Consider the following 22,225-nt stretch of genomic DNA (forward strand, 5'->3'; position numbering starts at 1 on the left):
CTTACTCTTTATATATGGTCCGTCATTATCCATATATAAGGGAAATACTTGCTTTCTGAGTTCCATCTTCGCTATAGTAATAAACACGTTATAATTTCTTTTTCTTACTCATTACTTTTTTCGTGTAAATAACACGTTGTATTTCAAGAACTCCATTCCACTCCATAAATATATATGGTTCGATTCCATTTCAAATTTTGTGGGCTTTATATATCTGCATAGGTAAATGTAGAAGTCGGCTATCGTTTTAAAGTGTGGGATTTTTGAGAATCCCTTTTCATATTACTTGGAGATGGAAAATAATTGTAGGGTTGAGTTGAACTGTCTACTTCTATTTTGTATATGCTTCATTTCTATAATAAAAAGTTTAAAGACACTGAAAAAATCGAAGAGATATTGATAACTTATTTTTAGATTATTACAAATATGTTCCAGCTTATTCGTAACAATATTGCTAACGAAAGACCAAATCGTCGAATGACCAATCCCCGATCTTAGTTTAGCTCTTTTCTTATCTATTCCATTTCTCTCAAGTATAAACCGAATAAAACAAGGTGATGATAGTGAAGAAAAATTATTACATACCTTCCAACGTTACAGAGAGGAAATAAAGGGTATAACTAAGAATATATTTTAATAAGGGTTAATAAGTTAAATTGTTTGACCTTAATTGACCATTTATGTATGATAGGTACATAAACAAAACAAAAGATTAAAGGAGGAATTAAGAATGAACTTAATCCCAACTGTTATTGAACAAACAAACCGCGGTGAACGTGCTTACGATATTTATTCTAGACTTCTAAAAGACCGAATTATTATGTTAGGAAGTGCTATTGACGACAACGTAGCGAACTCCGTAGTTGCACAATTGCTATTTCTAGCTGCAGAAGATCCAGAAAAAGATATCTCCATTTACATTAACTCTCCTGGTGGATCGATTACAGCTGGTATGGCGATTTACGATACAATGCAATTTATTAAACCAGATGTATCTACAATTTGTGTAGGTATGGCTGCATCAATGGGAGCATTTCTACTCGCTGCAGGTGAAAAAGGGAAGCGTTATGCACTTCCGAATAGTGAAGTAATGATTCACCAACCATTAGGCGGAACACAAGGTCAAGCTACAGATATTCAAATTCATGCAAAACGTATAATTGAAATGCGTGAAAAGTTAAATGAAATTCTCTCTGAACGAACTGGTCAACCGCTAGAAGTCATTGAAAAGGATACAGACCGCGATAACTTTATGTCCGCAGAAAAAGCACTGGAGTACGGACTAATTGACAAGGTTATGAAAACAAGCAACCAATAAATAACATTCCATAATCAACATAAAACTCCGCATTCGCTATGAATGCGGAGTTTTATGTTTTCTATGTCGAATTTGCTCATTCCATCACAAAAATAGGAAAAAATTAATTTTCTTTCGACACAAATGTTGCTAATTCCTGGATTGCATCCTCTTCATCGGATCCATCTGCGATAAGTACTACCTCTTCACCAGTACCAACTGCAACACTCATTAAGCCCATAATACTTTTCGCATTGATTCGTTTGCCATCTTTCTCTAAAAAGACATTCGCAGAAAAACGATTTGCTTCCTGCACAAATCGAGCAGCAGGCCTTGCTTGTAAACCAGTTGTAAGTAAAACCTTGACCTTTCTCTCTACCAAACTTCTCTCTCCCCTCAATATCTCATTTTTTTAAAAATAAAATGTATAACTCCAATATACCTATAATATAAAAACGCTATTATAATTGAATATAAGAAAAGAACGCCTTCCATGAAAGCGTTTCAATTTATCATATATTATAGCACGAACATATTGGAATGGAAACGATAATGTTCTCCATTTAGGCGTGTTTTTATCGGAAAAAAGTAAGGCTAATTTACTCCCTGAGCACGGAGCTTATCCGCAAACTCGTCTATTTTACGAAGACGATGGTTGATACCCGATTTACTGATTTTCCCTGAAGAAATAAGCTCACCTAGTTCTTTTAAGGAAACATCTTGGTGCTCTAACCTAACCTGGGCAACCTCTCTTAATTTATCAGGTAGAGATTCCAGTCCTACTGTATCTTTTATAAACTTTATGTTTTCCACTTGGCGAAAAGCAGCACCAATGGTTTTATTTAAATTCGCTGTTTCACAGTTTACTAATCTGTTAACAGAATTACGCATGTCCCTCATAATACGAACGTCTTCAAACTTTAAGAGAGCTTGGTGGGCACCAATATTAATCAAAAACTCCGTAATTTTTTCTGCTTCTTTAAAATACGTTATATACCCATTTCTTCTTTCTAACGTTCGAGCATGTAAATCAAAGGAATTCATCAATTCACACAAAGAATCATTATGCTCTTCATATTGATTAGAAATCTCCAAATGATAAGAAGAGGTTTCTGGATTATTTACAGAACCACCTGCTAAAAAAGCACCTCGCAAATATGCTCTACTACAGCACTTCTTCTCTGTATATTTCTTAGGAATAGAACGTTTAAAGGAAAATGGCTCCTCTAAAATATTCAAATCTACCAAAAATTGTTGAACATCTTCTTTCAAACGAACAATGTATACATTATTTTTTTTCAGTCTCATCTTTTTACGTACAAGCAATTCCACAGGATGCTTATAGTTGAGTTTAATGAGCGAATAAATACGACGTGCAATGGCAGCATTTTCTGTTTGAACATCTAAAATATATTGGCGATTTGAAAAGGATAGGGAACCATTCATACGAATCAACGCTGCTAATTCTGCTTCTATACAGCAAGCATCGGCTTCCACTTGTGTTAATTCTTTCTTAACTTCAGCTGCAAAAGACATTCCCACACATCCCCTTCTAACAACTAGACCTGGTGTGCAACAACGGTTAAATAAAAAAGTGCTGTCACACTAGGTCTCGTCATTTAATTAACGAATAGATTAATTTTGCAATTTTGTTTTTGTCATGACGAACTGCTTTTTTGGAATAATCCACGATGTCCCCTTCAATAATCTCAAGGCCCATTTCCAATAAGCGTGTCGTATCAAAGATGACAGGAGAGGCATTTTCGGCCTCATATCGTTGCTTCACAAATGGCTTAATAGGTGCATTGTGCACAACAATTGCATCTACACAGCTTTCTCCAATATGGTCTTGAATCGCTTGCACATGGTCAGCAGCAGTAAAATCCTCTGTCTCTCCAAACTGAGTCATTACATTACAAATATATACTACTTTTCCTGGACAATTTTTTAAGGCATCCCCAATCTCCGGAATAATTAAGTTTGGTAGAATACTCGTAAATAAACTACCTGGGGCTATCACCACGATGTCTGCTGATTCAATGGCATCCATTGCTTCTGGCAATGGCTCAATATGATCCGGACTTAAAAATACCCGTTTTATTCTTTTGTTTGCTTGAGGTATTTTCGATTCCCCAGAAACGATTGTTCCATCATCCATTTCGGCATGTAAATACATGTTTTGATTTGCAATTGGGTATATTTGACCTTTCACATTAAACACACGTGACACTTCTTTTATACCGTGATAAAAATCCCCCGTAATCGATGCCATTGCTGCGAGCAACAAATTTCCTAATGAATGACCAGATAAACTGTTTCCACTCTCAAAACGATGCTGAAAAAGGTCTAGTATCATTGGTTCTACATCAGACATAGCTGCAATTACGTTACGAATATCTCCTGGTGCAGGTATTGCCATTTCATTACGAAGTCTGCCTGAACTGCCGCCATCGTCTGCAACCGTAACAATGGCGGACAGGTTGATCGGAAAATTCTTTAAACCACGTAACAGGACAGGCATTCCTGTTCCACCCCCAATGACAACAACATTGGGCTCTCTCATTTGTATCATAAGATCTGCCTATCCTTTCCTTTTCTTGATGTCACGATGTTTAACATACGTATTTACAGCATTTCCGAAATGGCTTGCGATTTGCTCTGCAATTGCTACGGAACGATGCTGTCCTCCTGTACAACCAATACCAATGACAAGCTGACTTTTACCTTCTCGCTTGTATTGAGGGATCATAAATTCCAGCATATCCAATAACTTATCCATGAATTTTTTCGTTTCCGACCATTTAAATACATAAGTGGACACTTCTTCATCAAGTCCAGTTAACGGTCGCATGGACTCCACATAAAATGGGTTAGGTAGAAAACGCACGTCAAAAACCAAATCGGCATCAATTGGGATACCATGCTTAAAGCCAAAGGAAACAACATTCACGGAAAAGACTTGCTGGGACTTTTCTTTAAACGTTTCGATTAGCTTCTCCCGTAATTCTCTTGGCTTAATAGTGGATGTATTGATAATGTGTTGAGCACGACCCTTTAATTCGTCTAATAGATCTCGTTCTTTTCGAATCCCTTCTAAAGGTAATCCAGATTTGGCTAGTGGATGTGACCTTCTCGTCTCCTTATATCTAGAAACAAGTACCTCGTCATTGGCATCCAGGAATAGAATTTGCTCTGTTACCCATTCCTCTTTGCTCAATTGATCTAGTGCATCAAATAAAGAATCAAAAAATTCACGACCCCTTAAATCCATCACTACCGCAACATTTTGTGTTTTCTGTTGGTTTTCTTTCATCAGTTCCAAAAACTTTGGTAGTAGTGCTGGTGGTAGATTATCGACACAAAAATAGCCTAAATCTTCAAAGCTTTGCACCGCAACTGTTTTACCAGCACCAGACATCCCGGTTATAATGACCAATTGGATATTTTGACTTTGTTCAACCATCGTAATCCCCTCTTTCTACGAATGCTACTATTCGTCTATTTGTGGATCTAGTTGATAGGATAAAAGCTTATAATCCGAAGTATATGTGAAAGTTCCATAAAGTATCTCATCACTTTGTAAAGCATGCTTAATAATGGCACGATCTCCTTCTGCCATTGGCTTCGATAGTACTTCATTAACAGGAACCCATTCGAGCTCCCCTTCTTTACTTTCTTCAAGCAATGTCCCTTTATGTTCTTTGGAATAGAAGGTAAACATCATCCATTCCATAACAATCTCCTCATTTTCATAAATCAAAAAAGTAAAAACGCCTTTTAATTTAGGATCTTCAACTGTCAATCCTGTTTCTTCTTGAAATTCGCGTATTGCAGACTGTTTAATCGTTTCTCCAGACTCCATTTTCCCTCCTGGAGCAACATACCAATTTCTTCGAGGTTTTTTCAGCATTAAAACGTTATTCCCATTCTGCAAAACGCAATTCGCTACCCGTTGCAAAATTTTCTCACCTCATACGAAAAACAACCTTGTGTTTCTGTTTTTCTTTTTCAGTATGTAGCAAATAAGAGCTACCACAAGTTTCTCTAGTTTAATTATACTATTAACCGTACGGAAAACCAATTTATCGATTTCTAGAAACGATCTTAAGTTGGAATTATTTAGGCGGATTTTTGCAAAAGGCATACTTTATCTATTATACGATAGGAAGGCAAAAGAAAAACACAGGCAAATTTTGGGCGCCTGTGCAGGAAAAAGAATATATCTTATAAAAGGGGGTCAATTTCGTTATCCCTATTGTAACTAATTTATGTTGCAAGAGTATTACAACAGTGTTAAGAAGTCGTGACTTTTATTTATTTATCAAAGTCTAAAACGGTTCAGGCTGTATTACTGTTTTACCTCTAAATCTTCTAACAGGTTTTCCACATAAACTTGAGCAGACTGCGCAGCAATACTTCCATCACCAGTTGCTGTTACAATTTGGCGTAAATCCTTCTCACGGATATCACCAGCAGCAAATATGCCAGGGACCTTTGTTTCCATGTTTTCATTTGTTTCGATATAACCATTTTCATTCGTAATACCTAGTGATTGGAAAGGCTCACTTAATGGATCCATACCGATATAAATAAAGACCCCATCCGTTTTCTTTTCATACGTTTTGTCTTCTTTTTTGTCGTATAATGTTACACTTGCAACTTTTCCACCATCACCATTGATTTCTTTCACTTCTGTATCCCAAATGAAATCAATTTTATCGTTGTTGAATGCACGTTGTTGTAAAATCTTCTGTGCTCTCAATTCATCACGGCGATGTACAATTGTTACTTTACTAGCAAAACGAGTTAAATAAACTCCTTCTTCAACAGCAGAGTCTCCCCCGCCAACAACAATTAATTCCCGTTCTTTAAAGAATGCACCGTCACATACTGCACAATACGATACACCGCGTCCACCAAGCTCTTCTTCACCTGGAATACCTAATTTTTTATATTCTGCACCTGTTGCAATAATAATCGCTCTTGCTTTATATTCTTTGCTACCTGCAACAACGGTTTTATATTCTTTACCTTTTTTAATTTCCTTAATATCCCCATAAGCATATTCTGCACCAAACTTTTTCGCATGGTCGAACATCTTATTCGAAAGATCCGGACCTAAAATATTTTCAAAGCCAGGATAGTTTTCGACATCCTCTGTATTCACCATTTGTCCACCTGGTACCCCACGCTCAAGCATCAACGTTTTAAGATCTGCACGTGAAGTATAGACAGCAGCTGTTAGGCCTGCTGGACCTGCACCGATAATAATTACATCATATATTAAATCTTCTGTAGCCATATGAATCAATCCCTTCTCACATCTTACTCTAATTACTACTTATTGTTATCGTATTCGACATTGAAGGATTCGTCTATCAATTTGCTCATCGCCTCTAAGCTGCCAATTTTTCTTAAGAAGGGGTGACGTCTGCATCCTTCTTTCCAAAGGTCTTCTGCTTTTTCCGTTAACCCACAGCGCAAAGCGGAAGCACTATACCATTTATAAAAGGATATATGTTGCTTTAGCTTCGATTTCGATAAGAATTGGAATCGCTCTAATGCCTGCTCATAATGCTTCGTATGAGCGAGACCAATCGCAATTTTTAGCCTTTGTTGTTCATTCATAGGATAAACATTCGTTAATATTTCTATGTACCCCATGGATTCCTCCAACTTCCCTAATTCGTGATAAAACACAGCTAAGTTGACGATACTATGAATCGAATTCGGGTCAGCCTTATACCACTCCAACTCCATTTCTAAAGCATCTTCTTCATTCCCTGCAAAAAAGTTTGCCCAGGCAAAATCATGCTTTGCCATTACATAGTCTGGAAAAAGCATCATGATTTCCTCTAAAATTGGAATTGCCTGTTGCCACTCATGATTTTCAAGATGATAAAATACGGTTTCCTGGTATATGATGAGCTCATCTTCTTCATCAATTAACCATTCATCATCGAAATCATCATCTTCTTCCTCAACTTCATTATAGATTTGAAGCATTTCTAATAACTGCTCTGCTTCTTCCGTAAAGTCCCCATCTGTTGCTTTATCTAAATATAATTCCACGTTTTTTTGAGCATCGTGAAACAAACCTAAATGAGCATAATTATTCGCAATTAGGTAATAACAGTCTACATAGCTTTCCCCAAATGTATCAAGTACCTTCGTTAACAATTGATTCGCTTTTTGATAAGAACGTATTTCGGTATATAGAACTGATAGCTGACATTGATACATAGGGTTATGTGGTGCATATTCAATTGCTTTTTCAAACCATTTTATCGCTTTATTAAAATCCCTTTTTTGAAAGGCTTTAACTCCTATTGAAAAATAAAAGTCCCCTTCCATTAAGAACGGGAGTATATTATAATTTTCGGTATTTTTCATATCATTAGTTATAGACATTTGATGCCTCCCTTAAACGTCCCTTTCGACTTACAAAGTATAACATAAATAAAAGCGTAAAATATACAACAGATTAGATGATAATGTGGAATTTTTTGGTACAATAATAGGAAAGGGGTTCTTTGTTCAAAAAGAGGTCTTCAAAAAGTGTCCATCAAAATTGTGACGCTAGCTATACAAAAAAGAAGAGGTGAATTTCCATTATGAAAAAAGTCACCATTGGATTTTTATTGTTACTCATAATTCCAATTGTACTTACAGCCTGTAAAGAAGAAAAAGAAGTAAGGCCAGATGATCGTTTAACAGAATACATCGAATTATGGAATGAGCAAAACTTTGAGGAAATGTATGAGGAATATCTATCTACATCATCAAAGGAAACATATCCGAAAGAAGAAATGGCCGATCGATACGTCAAGATTTACTCGGACTTAAATATTGAGAACCTACAGGTAACCTTCGAAAAGCCAGATGAGGAAACATCCTACGAGGAAGCTAAGGAAGCAACTTTTCCTATCCATGTGGAGATGGACTCTTTAGCTGGGCCAATTACCTTTGATCATGAAATAACACTAGTAAAAGAAAAGCTTGAGGAAGAGGAAGAAAATTGGTTTGTGAATTGGGATACTACTTACATATTTAAGCAGTTGAAAGACGGGGATTCGGTTGGAATGGATGTAACCGAAGGACCTCGTGGGGAAATTTTTGATCGTAACGGAAATGGATTAGCTATAAATGATAAGGTTACGATGATTGGAATCGTTCCACAAAGTATGGAAGGCAACGAAGAAGAATCAATAGAAAAAGTTTCGGAGTTATTGCATTTAGATGTCGAATTTATCGAAAACCAATTAAATCAGGATTGGGTTCAACCTGATCTATTTGTTCCATTAAGAACAATTAATCCAAATAATAAGGAATTATTTGATGAGCTAATGGAGATTCCTGGTGTGTGGCCTAAGGATCAGTTTGGCCGTGTTTATCCGTTAGGGGAAGCAGCAACTCATTTAGTTGGCTATATTGGTGAAATTACGGCAGAACAACTAGAGGAATATGGAGATAAAGGCTATGAAACACATGATGTAATTGGGCAACGTGGACTCGAGCAGTTATTTGAAGAAGAGTTACGTGGTAAACCAGGAGCAGAAGTTTATATAACAAATGAAAACGGGGACAAAGTTACACTTGCTTCCCAAAACGCTCAAAAAGGAAAAGATATTCACGTAACCATTGATGCGGACATTCAGCAAACCATTTTTGAAAATATGAATGGTAAAAAAGGAACAGCAGCAGCAGTTCATCCGACAACTGGAGAAACGCTAGCGCTTGTTAGCTCTCCGTCCTTTGATCCCAATGGATTAACTTCTGATTACTATGCAAAGTTACTAGAAGATGAAGCGAATCCAATTTTAAATCGCTTTACATCGCTGTATGCACCTGGCTCTACCTTTAAACCAATTACAGCATCTATTGGATTAGCAAATGGAATTATTGATCCAAATGCACCACGTGACATAAAAGGGGAAACGTGGAGTAATGGAGATGCTTGGGGGAACTACGAAGTGCGTAGAGTGACAGACCCTGGTCACCCAGTTGACTTAGAGGATGCCCTCGTATATTCAGATAATATTTATTTCGCACAAACCGCCGTGGAAATGGGTGGGGAAGCGATGGTAGAAGGACTAGAAGCATTCGGGTTTAATCAAGATTTTCCGTTTACGTATCCAATTAGTGCATCTACGATTTCCAATAGCGGAGACTTAAGTGATGAAATCTTACTCGCAGACACCGCATACGGCCAAGGAGAATTACAGCTAAGTGTTTTACATTTAGCGACAATGTACACACCAATATTAAATAATGGTGATTTGGTAAAGCCAAAGCTATTAAAAGATGATGAAACAGAACTTTGGAAAGAACAAATGATTACCCCTGAACAAGCGGACATCTTAAATACTGCCTTGCGAAATGTTGTTGCCAGCCCAAATGGAACTGCACGGGGTGCAAATATGGATGGTGTACCACTTGCAGGTAAAACGGGTACTGCAGAGCTTAAAATGGAGCAAGGCGAACAAGGAAAAGAAAACGGCGTATTTGTTGCCTATCAAGCGGACAAAAAAGACATGGTCATCGCAATGCTGCTTGAGGAAGTTGAGGAAGACGGTAGCAGCGCTTATGTAGTGGAGCGTGTGAGTAACATATTTAAAGAACTCTATTAAAATTACAAATGGGACCTCCGCATTGGATGTCCCATTTTTTTGTTGAATCTTTTGTTAAAGAGTGAAGCATTGATACTAAATTTTGTTGGATTTTATATATTAAATTACTTTTATTCGCCAATAAGGATACCCTACTCGTAAAACAATATTTATTACTCGTCTAATTTAAGTAAAAATTCGTGTAAATACCTGTTACGCGTGAAAACAGCTATTTTATTCGTAAGTACACTAGAAATTCTCGTAATTTATTCAAAATATTCGCCTACCAGATTAATATTCGTCTATCGTCGAATAATACGCGTAATTCACGCATAAATATTCGTCTACTTCACGGAAATACGAGTCCACTTTTCCTACTCAATGCCTCTATTCGCATAAAAGGTCCTTTATTCGTATATAAGGTTAAAATACTCGTCAAAAATTTAAACTTTCCCGCACAGCGCACAGAAAAAGCCTCCTGCATGAACAGGAGGCTTCCCTTATATGATATTAATCACGTTCTACTGGTGTAACAGCTTCTAGTAATAATTGCTCAAGCTCTTTTGTATACGTTTCTTTTTGCTCATCTGTCCAATTGAATTCACTCGCCATGTAGTTAATCACAGATTCTTTATGCGCATGAACCCAATTAATGTTGAAGAACAATGCACCTGTACGACGAATGAAGAAGTCAACCGGCTTATAAACTAATTCATAATCTAAAGCATAGCGTAGCATTGCGAATACGACTGGATCAAGATTTTCTGCTTCTACTTTTTCACGATTGTTTTTGTAAATATCAAATACAATATCTACGTTAGAACCGTATCTTCTGATTAACGCTTCAGCAGTATTAGCATCGAGACCAAGGTCTTTGCCTTCGATTAATTTTTGTTCAATAAATACTTCAAAGCCTTTTGATCCACCAACATCTCCACCAGACATTGGTAGGTGTTTTGTTTGTGTAGAAGGATAGTTCTTACCTTCCTCTGCATTCAATTGCTTCGCTACAAGGTCAACGATTCCTTCTGCCATTTTACGGTATCCCGTTAGCTTACCACCAGCAATAGATAGTAGACCTGATTCAGATTCAAAAATTTCATCTTTACGAGAAATTTCAGAAGGTGATTTACCATCTTCATGAATTAGTGGGCGTAAACCAGACCAGCTGGATTCCACATCATCTGCAGTAATTTTTACGTCTGGGAACATAAAGTTGATTGCCTTGATTACATAATCACGGTCAGCAACAGTCATCTTAGGATGTGCAATGTCACCTTTGTAAACTGTGTCTGTAGTACCAACATATGTTTTGCCTTCACGAGGAATAGCAAATACCATACGGCCATCTGGTGTATCAAAGTAAATAGCTTGCTTTAATGGGAATCGTTCCCCGTCAAATACAAGGTGAATACCTTTGGTAAGCTGTAGGGATTTCCCTTTTTTCGAACCATCGATTTCACGTAGTGTATCTACCCACGGACCAGCAGCATTTACAATTTTCTTCGCATAGATTTCAGATACGGAACCATCTGTTAAATCTTCTACTTTCACTCCAACTACTTTCCCATCTTTGTAAAGTAGGTCGGTAACTTTCATGTAGTTTAGTGCTAATGCACCTTTTTCTACAGCCTTCTTCATAACCTCAAGCGTTAGGCGTGCATCGTCCGTCTTGTATTCTACGTAGTAGCCTGCACCTTTCATACCTTCACTCTTAAGAAGTGGTTCACGCTTTAATGCCACATCTGGTTTAAACATTTTTCTGCGCTCGCTTTTTTTAACACCTGCAAGAAAATCATAAACCTTTAAACCAATGTTTGTAGTGAAAGGACCGAATGTTCCACCTTTGTAAAATGGCAACATCATCCATTCAGGAGTTGTAACGTGTGGTCCATTTTCATAAACGATTGCACGTTCTTTACCAACTTCTGAAACTACTTTTATTTCAAATTGTTTTAAATAACGAAGACCACCATGAACTAATTTTGTAGAACGACTAGAAGTACCAGCTGCAAAGTCTTGCATTTCTACTACTGCAACATTCATACCACGTGTGACAGAATCAAGTGCAATACCAGCACCAGTAATACCTCCACCAATTACAAGAAGATCTAGTGATTCATCTTGTATCTTTTGCTTTATTTCATTTCTCTTTAAATTTGTAAATTGCATAACCATCGTTCCCTTCATTTTATTTACGTGCTAAAAAATTTGTTGAAGATTCAACTTTGCATTTCGTTAGATGGTTACCAATATAGAGAGTGTCTCTACATGTAGTTTCCCAAAACCGATGCAAAAGTTGCAACGATGTTTTTCTTTTCCTCTCATCATTCACCTTCAGAAAAACCAAAAAAAGAGACCACAAAACGCCCTATTTTTTCCACATACAAAAATAGAGTTTAGTGGTCTCTCGAATTCTCCATCCACAATATTAACTTAAGTTCATTATATCACAATATTAATAGAAAGCAAAGCCTTTTACTTTCCGCGGTAGGAAACCTTCACTTGCGTGGGGTGAAGGTTATAGTGAAAAAGGCTTTGCTTAAGTCTTATTACTTAAATTCTCTTGTAGCAGCTACAGCTTTCCTCCAGCCCTTATAAAGCTCTTCACGCTTCTCTTCAGCTAGATCATCTGTAAATGTACGTTCATTTTGCCATTGTTTTGCGATTTCTTCTTTACCAGACCAGTAACCTACTGCTAAACCAGCTAGGTATGCTGCACCTAATGCAGTTGTTTCATTTACAACTGGACGATCAACCGGTACACCTAGAATGTCACTTTGGAATTGCATTAAGAAATTGTTTTTAACTGCTCCACCGTCAACACGTAAAGACTTAAGCTCAATTCCAGAATCCGCAACCATTGCATCTAGAACGTCTCTTGTTTGATATGCAAGAGATTCCAGTGTTGCACGAATGAAGTGCTCTTTTGTTGTACCACGAGTTAAGCCAAATACAGCTCCGCGTGCATCACTATCCCAATATGGAGTACCAAGTCCAACGAATGCAGGTACTAAGTATACACCGTCAGTAGATTCTACTTTTGTAGCAAATGCTTCACTTTCAGGAGCATTATCGATTAGGCGTAGACCATCACGTAACCATTGGATAGCAGAACCTGCAACAAAGATACTTCCTTCTAATGCATATTCTACTTTACCATCTACTCCCCAAGCTAGCGTAGTAAGTAATCCGTGCTTAGACTTAACGCCTTCTTCCCCAGTGTTCATTAACATGAAACATCCAGTTCCGTAAGTATTTTTTGCCATTCCTTTATCGAAGCAAGCTTGACCGAATAGAGCTGCTTGTTGGTCACCAGCAATACCTGCAATTGGTACTTCATGACCAAAGAAATGATAATCCACTGTTTTTGCATATACTTCTGAAGATTGACGTACTTCTGGAAGCATGCTCTTTGGTACAGTAAGAATTTCTAGTAACTCATCATCCCATTTTAAGTCATAAATGTTAAACATTAATGTACGTGAAGCATTAGAGTAATCTGTTACGTGAGCTTTTCCACCAGATAATTTGTATACCAACCAAGTATCAATGGTACCGAATAGTAGGTCTCCATTTTCTGCTTTTTCTCTAGCACCTTCTACATTGTCTAGAATCCACTTTACTTTTGTACCAGAGAAGTATGGATCTAGAAGTAAACCTGTTTTTTCATTGAACAAGTCATTGTAGCCTTGCTCTCTTAGTTCACGACAAATGCCCTCTGTTTGACGAGATTGCCAAACAATAGCACGATAAATTGGTTTACCAGTATTTTTATCCCAAACCACTGCTGTTTCACGTTGGTTTGTAATTCCAATACCTGCAATATCTTCTGGTGTAATATCTGCTTTACGCATAACTTCTGCAATACAAGCTAGAATAGAAGTCCAAATTTCATTTGCATCATGTTCTACCCAGCCTGGCTTTGGAAAGAACTGTTCGAATTCTTGCTGTGCCGTTTCGACAATTTCACCTTGTTGATTAAATAAAATAGCACGAGAACTTGTTGTACCTTGGTCAAGAGATAAGATAAATTTACTCATTCCGTATTCCTCCCCTAAAAATTATTAAAGTGATTGTGAAGCATTATTTTCAACTGTAGCATTGTTTGCCTTTTTCAATTCTGAGCTTGCAGCATAAATAAAGATTAGAGCTATTACTGCACTTGTTACCCAGAATGCTACAGAAAATTCGCTAACAAACATTGCTTTATAGAATAATGCACCGTAGATACCACCAATGATAGGTCCAATAACCGGAATCCAAGCATATCCCCAATCAGAGCTTCCTTTACCTGGAATTGGTAATAAAGCGTGAGCAATTCTTGGTCCTAAGTCACGTGCAGGGTTAATTGCATAACCAGTAGTTGCACCTAGTGACATACCAATCGCGATAATTAACAAACCTACTATAAATGGATTTAAGCCTTCTGTAAATTGATTTGCACCAATAAACATTAAACCAAATACTAAAGCGAATGTACCAATCATCTCACTTACTAAGTTTGAACCTTTACTACGAATTGCAGGATCAGTAGAGAATACTGCTAGTTTTAAACCAGGATCCTTTGTTGCACCCCAATGCGGTAAATATTGAAAGAAAACGATTACAGCACCGATAAACGCACCTATTAATTGCCCTGTAATATACAATGGAACATCTGCCCAAGGAAAATCTCCAGCTGCTGCAAATCCTAATGTTACTGCAGGATTTAAGTGCGCACCTGAAATACTACCTACTGCATAAACACCCATTGTTACGGCAAGTCCCCATCCAATTGTAATAAGAACCCAGCCTGTACCTTCTGCCTTTGTATTTTTTAATACAGCACCACCTACTACACCACCACCAAAAATAATCAAAATCATTGTACCAATAATTTCTCCAACAAAAGCTGACATGGAACCCACTCCCTTAATATATATTTATGAAACTATGAAAACCCAGATCTGGCAATCATGATGGCGCATACAAAAAACCCACACGAAACTAGAACACTACTTAATAAATCGTAGCAACCTTTTGTCTCGTGTGGGTCTCCAATTCTCCATCACTTGTCTTAACTTGTTACCTTTACTTTAATGCATACTGAAAGCGTTGTCAATCATTTTTTCTATTTTTAATTTTTTTACAATTCCCAAAGCTCTTTCCTGGACGTTGTAACCGCTGTCGCAGCGCCATTTAACGCATTTTCTACATCCTGTTTCGTGCGAATTAATCCACCAGCAATTACAGGAATCCCAGTTTCATCATGAATTTCCTGCATCACCTCTGGTATTATTCCAGGTAAAACTTCAATATAGTCAGGCTGTACGTTTTTACAAATCTTTAAGTTATGATCAAGTGCATGACTATCTAATGCAAACAATCGCTGGATACCTGTAATATGGTGTCTTTTCGCTGTTGCAATGACATTTGCTCTTGTCGAAATAATTCCATCAACCTTAATATCATTGATGAGATACTCCAACCCATATTCATCTACTTTTAATCCTTGTATGAGATCGACATGCATAAACACTTTTTTATTGTGCTGCCGCGTATATTTCACAAGACTTTTTACTTGTGAAAGCCTTGTCTCTAAAAAAATGATATTTTCATGCGAACTATTCAGTACTTTTTCGAAATCTCTCATGCTTCTTATTGCGGGTAAAACCCCTTCTAATTTTGCCACTTACATCACCTCAATTGGTACAAGTCTTTATCATTATGTATAAAATAAATAATCCCCTCAAAGAGATTGATTATACATTTCTTTGAGGGGATTCACAAGTGGTAGGCTTGGATTAGTTTGTCGAAATATTTGTTGCAGATTCCACGATTTCGTCTAATGACTTCCCAATACTGGATTCAACCGCTGCAACATAGCCACCTTCTACTAAAGAAGTATTGACCACTTTCACATTATCATAACCACACAATTCAATTGCTAGCTCCGCATTCATCATAGCACTACCAAGATCATAAAAAAGGAGAACACCTTTTTCACTATGCGCTCGCTCAATCGCAGCCGTAATTTTTTCCACACTTGTACCAATTTCATTGTCATCTGTACCGCCTGCTACTTCAATTGGTACGTTATGAACAACTTGCCCAATAATGTCTTTTAATCCTTCTACAACTTTTGCACTGTGTGATATTAGAACAATTCCTACGTTTGACATTGGGTATTATTCCCCTTCCTTCATGACTTCTGCTAAAGATGAAAATAAATAGTAAGAGGATACGGAACCAGGATCTAAATGCCCGATAGAACGTTCCTTTAAATATGCAGCACGACCTTTTTTCGCCATAACATCTTTTGTTGATTCCATCGCATGTTTCGCTGCATCTTCCAATTGCTCTGCATTTACGGATTCGTTTTCCTTTAGTAAGGAAAGAATCGGGTTCCATACATCAATCATGGTTTTGTCCCCTACTGTTGCTTTTCCCCGTTGAAGAATGCCGTTTAACGCATCCTCCACACCCTTCGTAAAAGCAGGCTGATCCACAGACGTATGTCCTTTTACCGCCATTGACATTTTTAGAAAGGCAGTACCGTAAAGAGGCCCAGATGCTCCACCAACTTTTGACAATAATGTCATAGCAACATCTTTAAGCAAATCAGAAACCGTGTCATATTGGGACGCTTCCGTTTTTGTCATCACTTCTTGGAAACCACGCGCCATATTAATCCCATGGTCTCCATCCCCAATCGCTTGGTCTAATGAGGTTAAATACTCTTTATTCGCTTGGATTTTATCATTTGTTTTGCTCATCCATTGTAAAACGTGTTGAACATGTAAATTCATTATACTCTCCTCCTATTCTGTATCCACTTAGCTGCGAAATGCAGGAGCCTTTGATTCTGCATCTAATAATTCTTTTAATTCATCATCTAATTTTAGAAGTGTTACCGAACAGCCTGCCATTTCTAAGGAGGTCATATATTCCCCAACAAATGTTTGGTAAATACGAATTCCTTTTTCCGTTAATAGCTCATTAACTTTACCATTAACAATATATAGCTCCATCTCCGGAGTAGAACCTAAGCCATTAACCATAACTGCAACCTCATCGCCACTAGTTAACTTCATATCGTCTAACACCTTTTGAGTTAACTCCGCAGCAATTTCGTCGGCAGTTTGAATTGCTTTTCTTTCCGTACCTGGTTCACCGTGGATGCCCATTCCAATTTCCATTTCGTTCTCTTCCAAAATAAAACTTGGTTTACCAGCTGCCGGTACCGTACATGGACTTAATGCCATTCCCATTGAACGAACATTTGCCACTACCTTTTCTGCAACTTCCTTCACTTCCTGCAAGGAACCACCAGCCTGTGCCTTTGCACCTGCAATTTTATGTACAAAGACAGTACCAGCAATACCACGACGACCTGTAGTAAAGGAGCTATCCTCTACAGCAACATCATCGTTTACGATTACTTGCTCTACTTCAATACCTTCTGCTTGAGCCATTTCAGCAGCCATCTCAAAGTTCATTACGTCACCTGTGTAGTTTTTAATAACTAAAAATACACCATTTCCACCATCTACTGCTTTAATCGCTTCATATACTTGGTCAGGTGTAGGCGATGTAAACACCTCTCCACATACTGCTGCATCTAACATACCGTAACCAACATAACCAGCATGTGCAGGCTCATGTCCACTTCCTCCACCACTAACTAAACCTACTTTACCTGAAACAGGCGCATCTTTCCGTGCAATAACAGTAGTATTCGGAACCTGTTGTACACTATTCGGATAAGCCGCCACTAATCCTTTCAACATGTCCTGTACTACTAAATTAGGGTCATTAATAATCTTTTTCATTAAAATCCTCTCCTTGTAGTGATCCCACGCAAAATCACCCGAATTTATGGAAAAATAACCCTACCGCTACCCTTATTTTATTACAAAAAGAAAGCTAGTACCACCGTAATATTCAAACTTTTTGAAACAATCTATATAAATGTTTTAAATGGGTATGGATTTGTTGCTCAAGTCTTCTTAAATGAACCTATTTTAATAGGCAATTGTTGAATTTAGATGCTCTTTTGTTGATTTAATCTAACATATTGAATAATTAACACGTTTGTTTATTGAATTCATTCCATTTACGGAATGATTCTAGCGCTATCTTATTGAATCTCCTCACTTCACTGGATAATCCTCACACTCAATTGAATTATCTCACTCTATTAATGAATTCCAGCGTCATATTGTTGAATTAATCCACTATTTTGAATAATACTCATATTTTCTTGTTGAATTAAACCACTATCTTAGATGATTCCAACTCCGCCCACCAAATTACCCCCAACACAGCACAAAAAAAGATGAGTCTTATTGAAAAAACTCATCTTCCGCTTTACGCTTATCCATCTCTTCTTTTGTATAAATGATGCGCATTGGGTTTCCACCGACAAAGGAGCCAGCAGGTACATCTTTATGAACGAGTGTACCTGCTGATACAATTGCTCCGCTTCCAATTTCGACTCCAGGTAAAATTGTGGAGTTTGCGCCAATCATAACCTCATCGCCAATTTTTACTTCACCAAGGCGATATTCCTTAATTAAATATTCATGGGCTAAAATGGTCGTATTGTATCCAATTACGGTGTTACGTCCTACCGAAATTTTCTCTGGAAACATGACATCTAGCATCACCATCAAGGCAAATGAGGTTTGCTCCCCTACTTTCATTCGTAGCAGCTTTCGATACATCCAGTTTTTTATCGATAAAAAAGGTGTATATCTTCCGAGTTGAATTACGACAAAGTTTTTAACAACTTTAAGGAACGGGACTGTTTTATACACGTGCCATAATGAATTGGCTCCTTCAACTGGGTATCGCTTTGTACGTCTCATTGCATCACTTCCCTACTATATCTAACAAGTCTCCCATTGTTTCTAGCATATAATCAGGGTTATGCTTCTGTAATGCTTCTCGCCCTTTTAGAGACCAAGCGACTCCTGCTGACTTTACCCCTGCATTTTGACCAGCTAAAATATCATGATAATTATCGCCAACCATTAGCGTTTCACTAGCTTTAGCCTGAAGCGCCTCCATGCCTTTTAGCACTGGCTCAGGATGTGGCTTTGCATGCTCCACATCATCATATCCAATAATGACATCAAAATAGCGATCGAGCTGCGTTACTTTTAAGCCCCGTAAAGCGGTATCGCCAATTTTCGTTGTTACGATACCTAGCTTTATACCGCGCTCTTTTAATGCTTTAATTGTTTCAATTACACCATCAAAGGGTTTCACAAAGCTGTCGTGATGGTATAAGTTATGTTCACGATACACCTCGATCATTTCTTCTACCTTCGTTGGCTCCACCCATTTAAAGCTTTCATCTAAAGGTGGCCCAATAAAATCTAATACATTTTCACGATTATATTGATTTGGTGCGTATTTCTCTAGCGTATGAAGCATGGATTGAATAATTAATTCATTTGTATCGATTAATGTTCCATCTAAATCAAAAAGTACGGTACGAATGCTCATGTTGTGCTGCTTCCTTTCTTTTTGCATGATCTACTTTGTTCCAAATGTATCCAATCGTTGCCGTTAATACGAGCGCTGTAAGCAATCGAATTACTAATAGTGGCCACAACGGAATACCGAGCGGCGCAAATACTAATGTGTCCTCAACTACAGCGTGGCAGGAAACGAGAAAAATAAGCACCAAGCACATATCCTTCCGAGAAATATTATCCTCCTTCGCCGACTGAATTAACACACCTGCACCATATGCAAGACCGATTGTTAACCCAGTTACAAGTGGCATGGATGCATTTTTCTCAACGCCAAGTATTTTCGTCATTGGTGCTAATTTTTTGGACATTACTTGGAAATGGCCCTTTTCCCTTAGCCACTGCATAATAATCATTAACGGAATGACAATCAATGCTAATTGGAGAATAGCAAGGAGTGCCGTTTCAAGCCCTAAATAGGTAATTTGCCACCAAGTTTCAGGTGCTTCTGTCGCAGGTATCAACCCATATTGAGCAAGTTCACCTCCGCCATTCCAAAACAAGTTCACAGCGACTGCAGCAATTAGTGCTAATCCTACACGAATTCCAGTAATTAGCCACCAGTTTACCCCAACCTTTGACGCGACAGAGGATTCAATTAATAAATTGTGCGAGAAAGAAAGCATTATTGCTAAAATGAATACCTCTTTCACCGTAAAGTCGAAGCTAATAATGGCTGCAATACCTGCATACAAGTTTGAAAAATTACCTAGTACAAGGGGGACTGCCGCTTCTCCTGGCAGTCCAATTAAATTCATAAAAGGTTCAATCCAATCAATAATGATTGGAAAAACCGACGTATGACTTAAAATTGTAATCATTAACGTGATGGGAAAAATGATTTTTCCTAATGTCCACGTAAGGGATAGACCACTCTTTATTCCACGATGTAATATACCTTGCACTTACCTTCCCCCTAGCGCTTCGTTACTTTTTTACCATTGTAATGCTTATCTGCTAATCCTTTTTTTCTTCGATATATAATGAATATGATACATCCAATAATGATAAGAACAGAGATAAGCTGTGCCATACGTATATTCGTGTTCCATACATAAAGACTATCTGTGCGCATGCCTTCTACAAAGTAACGACCAACAGAATACCAAATTAAGTACGTAAAGAAAATTTCCCCACGACGTGGATTGAACTTTCTTCTTATAACTAATATTAAAATGATGCCAAGGAAGTTCCATACCGATTCATATAGAAAGGTCGGATGATGGTAAACACCATTAACACACATTTGATTCATAATGAAGTCTGGAATAAACTTTAATCCATTATCCCAAGCTTCCGCTGAAATCGGGCCACCATAAGCTTCTTGATTCATAAAGTTTCCCCAACGACCAATTGCTTGACCTAGCAATAAGCTTGGAGCTGCTATGTCTGCGATTTGCCAGAAGGAAACTCCTTTGGCTTTTGCGAATAGTACCGCTGTTAACACAGCACCAATTAAGGCCCCGTGAATGGCTATTCCGCCTTCCCAAATTGCAAATACCTTCCACCACGGACCATCTGCATAACGATCCCATTCAAAGATGACATAATAAAATCTTGCGAAGATAATCGCAGCTGGAATTGCAAATACAAGTAAATCAACGAACAAATCTTTATTCAGCCCAAGACGATCTGCTTCTCGCATCGCCATCAACAAGGCTAAAAATGCACCTGTTGCAATGATTAAACCATACCAGTAGATTGTCAAAGGACCGATATCCAAAAAGACACGATCATACGGTTCATACGTACACATCATATTTTATTTCCCCCTATAAACACGAACTCTACCCAATTGATAAGGAAAGTCGTCCTTTTCATTTGACTTGATTCCATTAAATCTTATGCGTTCTTAACTATTACAAGTCCTCTTGTGGATCTGTTTCAATCGCTTGTGTTAACCGTTTCGAAAACTCTTGTGCTGTATTGATTCCCATTCGCTTTAATCGAAAGTTCATTGCTGCTACTTCAATAATAACTGCTAAGTTTCTACCAGGACGTACAGGAATTGTTGCTTTTGGAAGCTCAACATCCATAATCTTCATTTTTTCTTCATCTAACCCGAGTCGATCATACTGTTTATGTTGATCCCAAATTTCTAAGTTAATTACGAGTGAAATACGTTTATGGTTTCGAACAGCTCCAGCTCCGAACAAAGTCATGACATCGATAATCCCAAGTCCTCGAATCTCCAACAAATGCTCAATTAGAGGAGGAGAATTCCCAATCAAGGTATCAAAGTCTTCTTGTCGAATTTCCACACTATCATCGGCAACTAAACGATGGCCGCGCTTAACAAGCTCCAAGGCTGTCTCACTTTTACCAACTCCACTATGTCCTGTAATTAGTACACCAACGCCATAGATATCTACTAATACACCATGAATCGCTGTAAATGGAGCGAATTTTGATTCCAAATAGTTTGTAATTCTGCTTACAACACTTGTTGTTTTGCGTGGTGATCGAATTACTGGCACTCCTGCATCATTTCCAGCATCGACTAATTCGCTTGGAACCTCTAAGCCACGAGTAACAATAATACCAGGTGTTACTTCAGAACAAATTTTGCTCATTCGTTCTCTTTTTACCTCATTCGGTAAGTCATGAAAGTATGATAATTCTGTTTTACCTAGCACTTGTAAACGATCAGCTGGATAGTGCTTAAAATAACCAGCCATCTCCATCCCCGGACGAGAGATATCACTTTTTACTATTTCTCGGTGAATTCCATCGTGTCCTGCAACAATCTCCAAATCAAATCGCTCGACCAAATCTTTTGTTCTAACTTTTGCCAT

The 22,225-nt window shown here is 37.8% G+C and carries 21 protein-coding genes; 2 read left to right on the forward strand and 19 right to left on the reverse strand.

Annotated elements, in window-relative coordinates; genetic code table 11:
* The first annotated feature begins 730 nt into the window (after positions 1-730).
* Complete coding sequence (clpP, locus tag C1A05_RS12870) at positions 731-1,318, forward strand: ATP-dependent Clp endopeptidase proteolytic subunit ClpP (protein WP_102028640.1); 588 nt, start codon at positions 731-733, stop codon at positions 1,316-1,318.
* A 103-nt stretch (positions 1,319-1,421) separates the two neighbouring features.
* Here clpP and C1A05_RS12875 read toward each other — a convergent pair whose 3' ends face one another.
* The 7 genes from C1A05_RS12875 to C1A05_RS12905 all read right to left on the reverse strand — a co-directional run bounded on the left by C1A05_RS12875 (position 1,422) and on the right by C1A05_RS12905 (position 7,708).
* Positions 1,422-1,679 carry an HPr family phosphocarrier protein gene (locus tag C1A05_RS12875; protein ID WP_102028641.1) on the reverse strand — a complete coding sequence of 86 codons (258 nt, stop codon included), beginning with the start codon at positions 1,677-1,679 and terminating at the stop codon, positions 1,422-1,424.
* A gap of 212 nt (positions 1,680-1,891) precedes the next feature.
* Positions 1,892-2,833, reverse strand: a complete 942-nt coding sequence (gene whiA, locus C1A05_RS12880) for a DNA-binding protein WhiA (RefSeq protein ID WP_102028642.1) — start codon at positions 2,831-2,833, stop codon at positions 1,892-1,894.
* A 79-nt stretch (positions 2,834-2,912) separates the two neighbouring features.
* The gene (locus C1A05_RS12885; protein WP_102028643.1) at positions 2,913-3,869 is read right to left on the reverse strand and encodes a gluconeogenesis factor YvcK family protein; all 957 of its coding nucleotides are present in this window, start codon (positions 3,867-3,869) and stop codon (positions 2,913-2,915) included.
* A gap of 9 nt (positions 3,870-3,878) precedes the next feature.
* Positions 3,879-4,760, reverse strand: a complete 882-nt coding sequence (gene rapZ, locus C1A05_RS12890; RefSeq protein ID WP_102028644.1) for an RNase adapter RapZ — start codon at positions 4,758-4,760, stop codon at positions 3,879-3,881.
* 27 nt (positions 4,761-4,787) lie between these two features.
* The gene (locus C1A05_RS12895; RefSeq protein WP_102028645.1) at positions 4,788-5,255 is read right to left on the reverse strand and encodes an 8-oxo-dGTP diphosphatase; all 468 of its coding nucleotides are present in this window, start codon (positions 5,253-5,255) and stop codon (positions 4,788-4,790) included.
* A 390-nt stretch (positions 5,256-5,645) separates the two neighbouring features.
* Entirely contained in the window at positions 5,646-6,599 is a 954-nt protein-coding gene (gene trxB / locus C1A05_RS12900) for a thioredoxin-disulfide reductase (protein WP_102028646.1), read from the reverse strand.
* Positions 6,600-6,634: 35 nt separating this feature from the next.
* Entirely contained in the window at positions 6,635-7,708 is a 1,074-nt protein-coding gene (locus C1A05_RS12905) for a tetratricopeptide repeat protein (RefSeq protein WP_234998532.1), read from the reverse strand.
* 203 nt (positions 7,709-7,911) lie between these two features.
* Between C1A05_RS12905 and C1A05_RS12910 the strand changes: the two genes are divergently transcribed.
* Positions 7,912-9,927 carry a penicillin-binding transpeptidase domain-containing protein gene (locus C1A05_RS12910; RefSeq protein WP_102028647.1) on the forward strand — a complete coding sequence of 672 codons (2,016 nt, stop codon included), beginning with the start codon at positions 7,912-7,914 and terminating at the stop codon, positions 9,925-9,927.
* A 489-nt stretch (positions 9,928-10,416) separates the two neighbouring features.
* Here the strand turns inward: C1A05_RS12910 and C1A05_RS12915 are convergent, their stop codons facing one another.
* The 12 genes from C1A05_RS12915 to hprK all read right to left on the reverse strand — a co-directional run bounded on the left by C1A05_RS12915 (position 10,417) and on the right by hprK (position 22,225).
* On the reverse strand, positions 10,417-12,078 hold the full coding sequence (locus C1A05_RS12915) for a glycerol-3-phosphate dehydrogenase/oxidase (RefSeq protein WP_102028648.1): 1,662 nt from the start codon (positions 12,076-12,078) through the stop codon (positions 10,417-10,419).
* Positions 12,079-12,458: 380 nt separating this feature from the next.
* Positions 12,459-13,949 (reverse strand): glycerol kinase GlpK, encoded by a 1,491-nt coding sequence (gene glpK, locus C1A05_RS12920; protein ID WP_102028649.1) that lies wholly within the window; start codon positions 13,947-13,949, stop codon positions 12,459-12,461.
* A gap of 24 nt (positions 13,950-13,973) precedes the next feature.
* On the reverse strand, positions 13,974-14,807 hold the full coding sequence (locus C1A05_RS12925) for an MIP/aquaporin family protein (protein ID WP_102028650.1): 834 nt from the start codon (positions 14,805-14,807) through the stop codon (positions 13,974-13,976).
* A 227-nt stretch (positions 14,808-15,034) separates the two neighbouring features.
* Positions 15,035-15,580, reverse strand: a complete 546-nt coding sequence (locus C1A05_RS12930; RefSeq protein WP_102028651.1) for a glycerol-3-phosphate responsive antiterminator — start codon at positions 15,578-15,580, stop codon at positions 15,035-15,037.
* A gap of 112 nt (positions 15,581-15,692) precedes the next feature.
* Positions 15,693-16,070 (reverse strand): dihydroxyacetone kinase phosphoryl donor subunit DhaM, encoded by a 378-nt coding sequence (gene dhaM / locus C1A05_RS12935; protein ID WP_102028652.1) that lies wholly within the window; start codon positions 16,068-16,070, stop codon positions 15,693-15,695.
* Between the two features lie 6 nt (positions 16,071-16,076).
* Positions 16,077-16,697 carry a dihydroxyacetone kinase subunit DhaL gene (dhaL, locus tag C1A05_RS12940; RefSeq protein ID WP_102028653.1) on the reverse strand — a complete coding sequence of 207 codons (621 nt, stop codon included), beginning with the start codon at positions 16,695-16,697 and terminating at the stop codon, positions 16,077-16,079.
* Positions 16,698-16,724: 27 nt separating this feature from the next.
* Positions 16,725-17,720: a dihydroxyacetone kinase subunit DhaK gene (gene dhaK, locus C1A05_RS12945; protein ID WP_102028654.1), complete on the reverse strand. Its 996-nt coding sequence runs from the start codon at positions 17,718-17,720 to the stop codon at positions 16,725-16,727.
* A 513-nt stretch (positions 17,721-18,233) separates the two neighbouring features.
* On the reverse strand, positions 18,234-18,758 hold the full coding sequence (locus C1A05_RS12950; RefSeq protein WP_102028655.1) for an acyltransferase: 525 nt from the start codon (positions 18,756-18,758) through the stop codon (positions 18,234-18,236).
* A 4-nt stretch (positions 18,759-18,762) separates the two neighbouring features.
* Positions 18,763-19,401, reverse strand: coding sequence for a pyrophosphatase PpaX (gene ppaX / locus C1A05_RS12955; protein WP_102028656.1), 639 nt, complete (start codon positions 19,399-19,401; stop codon positions 18,763-18,765).
* Positions 19,376-20,335, reverse strand: coding sequence for a nucleoside recognition domain-containing protein (locus C1A05_RS12960; protein ID WP_102028657.1), 960 nt, complete (start codon positions 20,333-20,335; stop codon positions 19,376-19,378). The genes ppaX and C1A05_RS12960 overlap by 26 nt, the downstream gene beginning before the upstream one ends.
* A gap of 11 nt (positions 20,336-20,346) precedes the next feature.
* Positions 20,347-21,189: a prolipoprotein diacylglyceryl transferase gene (gene lgt / locus C1A05_RS12965; RefSeq protein ID WP_102028658.1), complete on the reverse strand. Its 843-nt coding sequence runs from the start codon at positions 21,187-21,189 to the stop codon at positions 20,347-20,349.
* Between the two features lie 100 nt (positions 21,190-21,289).
* Complete coding sequence (hprK, locus tag C1A05_RS12970; RefSeq protein ID WP_102028659.1) at positions 21,290-22,225, reverse strand: HPr(Ser) kinase/phosphatase; 936 nt, start codon at positions 22,223-22,225, stop codon at positions 21,290-21,292.

The sequence above is a fragment of the Salirhabdus sp. Marseille-P4669 genome (genome assembly GCF_900240405.1).
Classification (GTDB): domain Bacteria; phylum Bacillota; class Bacilli; order Bacillales; family Alkalibacillaceae; genus OEQK01.

Excerpts from the sequence above, each read along its gene's own strand:
- clpP (WP_102028640.1), top strand. The coding sequence starts at position 731 with ATGAACTTAATCCCAACTGTTATTGAACAAACAAACCGCGGTGAACGT.
- whiA (WP_102028642.1), bottom strand. The coding sequence starts at position 2,833 with ATGTCTTTTGCAGCTGAAGTTAAGAAAGAATTAACACAAGTGGAAGCC.
- C1A05_RS12885 (WP_102028643.1), bottom strand. The coding sequence starts at position 3,869 with ATGATACAAATGAGAGAGCCCAATGTTGTTGTCATTGGGGGTGGAACA.
- rapZ (WP_102028644.1), bottom strand. The coding sequence starts at position 4,760 with ATGGTTGAACAAAGTCAAAATATCCAATTGGTCATTATAACCGGGATG.
- trxB (WP_102028646.1), bottom strand. The coding sequence starts at position 6,599 with ATGGCTACAGAAGATTTAATATATGATGTAATTATTATCGGTGCAGGT.
- C1A05_RS12905 (WP_234998532.1), bottom strand. The coding sequence starts at position 7,708 with ATGTCTATAACTAATGATATGAAAAATACCGAAAATTATAATATACTC.
- C1A05_RS12910 (WP_102028647.1), top strand. The coding sequence starts at position 7,912 with ATGAAAAAAGTCACCATTGGATTTTTATTGTTACTCATAATTCCAATT.
- C1A05_RS12915 (WP_102028648.1), bottom strand. The coding sequence starts at position 12,078 with ATGCAATTTACAAATTTAAAGAGAAATGAAATAAAGCAAAAGATACAA.
- glpK (WP_102028649.1), bottom strand. The coding sequence starts at position 13,949 with ATGAGTAAATTTATCTTATCTCTTGACCAAGGTACAACAAGTTCTCGT.
- C1A05_RS12925 (WP_102028650.1), bottom strand. The coding sequence starts at position 14,807 with ATGTCAGCTTTTGTTGGAGAAATTATTGGTACAATGATTTTGATTATT.
- dhaM (WP_102028652.1), bottom strand. The coding sequence starts at position 16,070 with ATGTCAAACGTAGGAATTGTTCTAATATCACACAGTGCAAAAGTTGTA.
- dhaL (WP_102028653.1), bottom strand. The coding sequence starts at position 16,697 with ATGAATTTACATGTTCAACACGTTTTACAATGGATGAGCAAAACAAAT.
- dhaK (WP_102028654.1), bottom strand. The coding sequence starts at position 17,720 with ATGAAAAAGATTATTAATGACCCTAATTTAGTAGTACAGGACATGTTG.
- C1A05_RS12950 (WP_102028655.1), bottom strand. The coding sequence starts at position 18,758 with ATGAGACGTACAAAGCGATACCCAGTTGAAGGAGCCAATTCATTATGG.
- ppaX (WP_102028656.1), bottom strand. The coding sequence starts at position 19,401 with ATGAGCATTCGTACCGTACTTTTTGATTTAGATGGAACATTAATCGAT.
- lgt (WP_102028658.1), bottom strand. The coding sequence starts at position 21,189 with ATGATGTGTACGTATGAACCGTATGATCGTGTCTTTTTGGATATCGGT.
- hprK (WP_102028659.1), bottom strand. The coding sequence starts at position 22,225 with ATGGCAAAAGTTAGAACAAAAGATTTGGTCGAGCGATTTGATTTGGAG.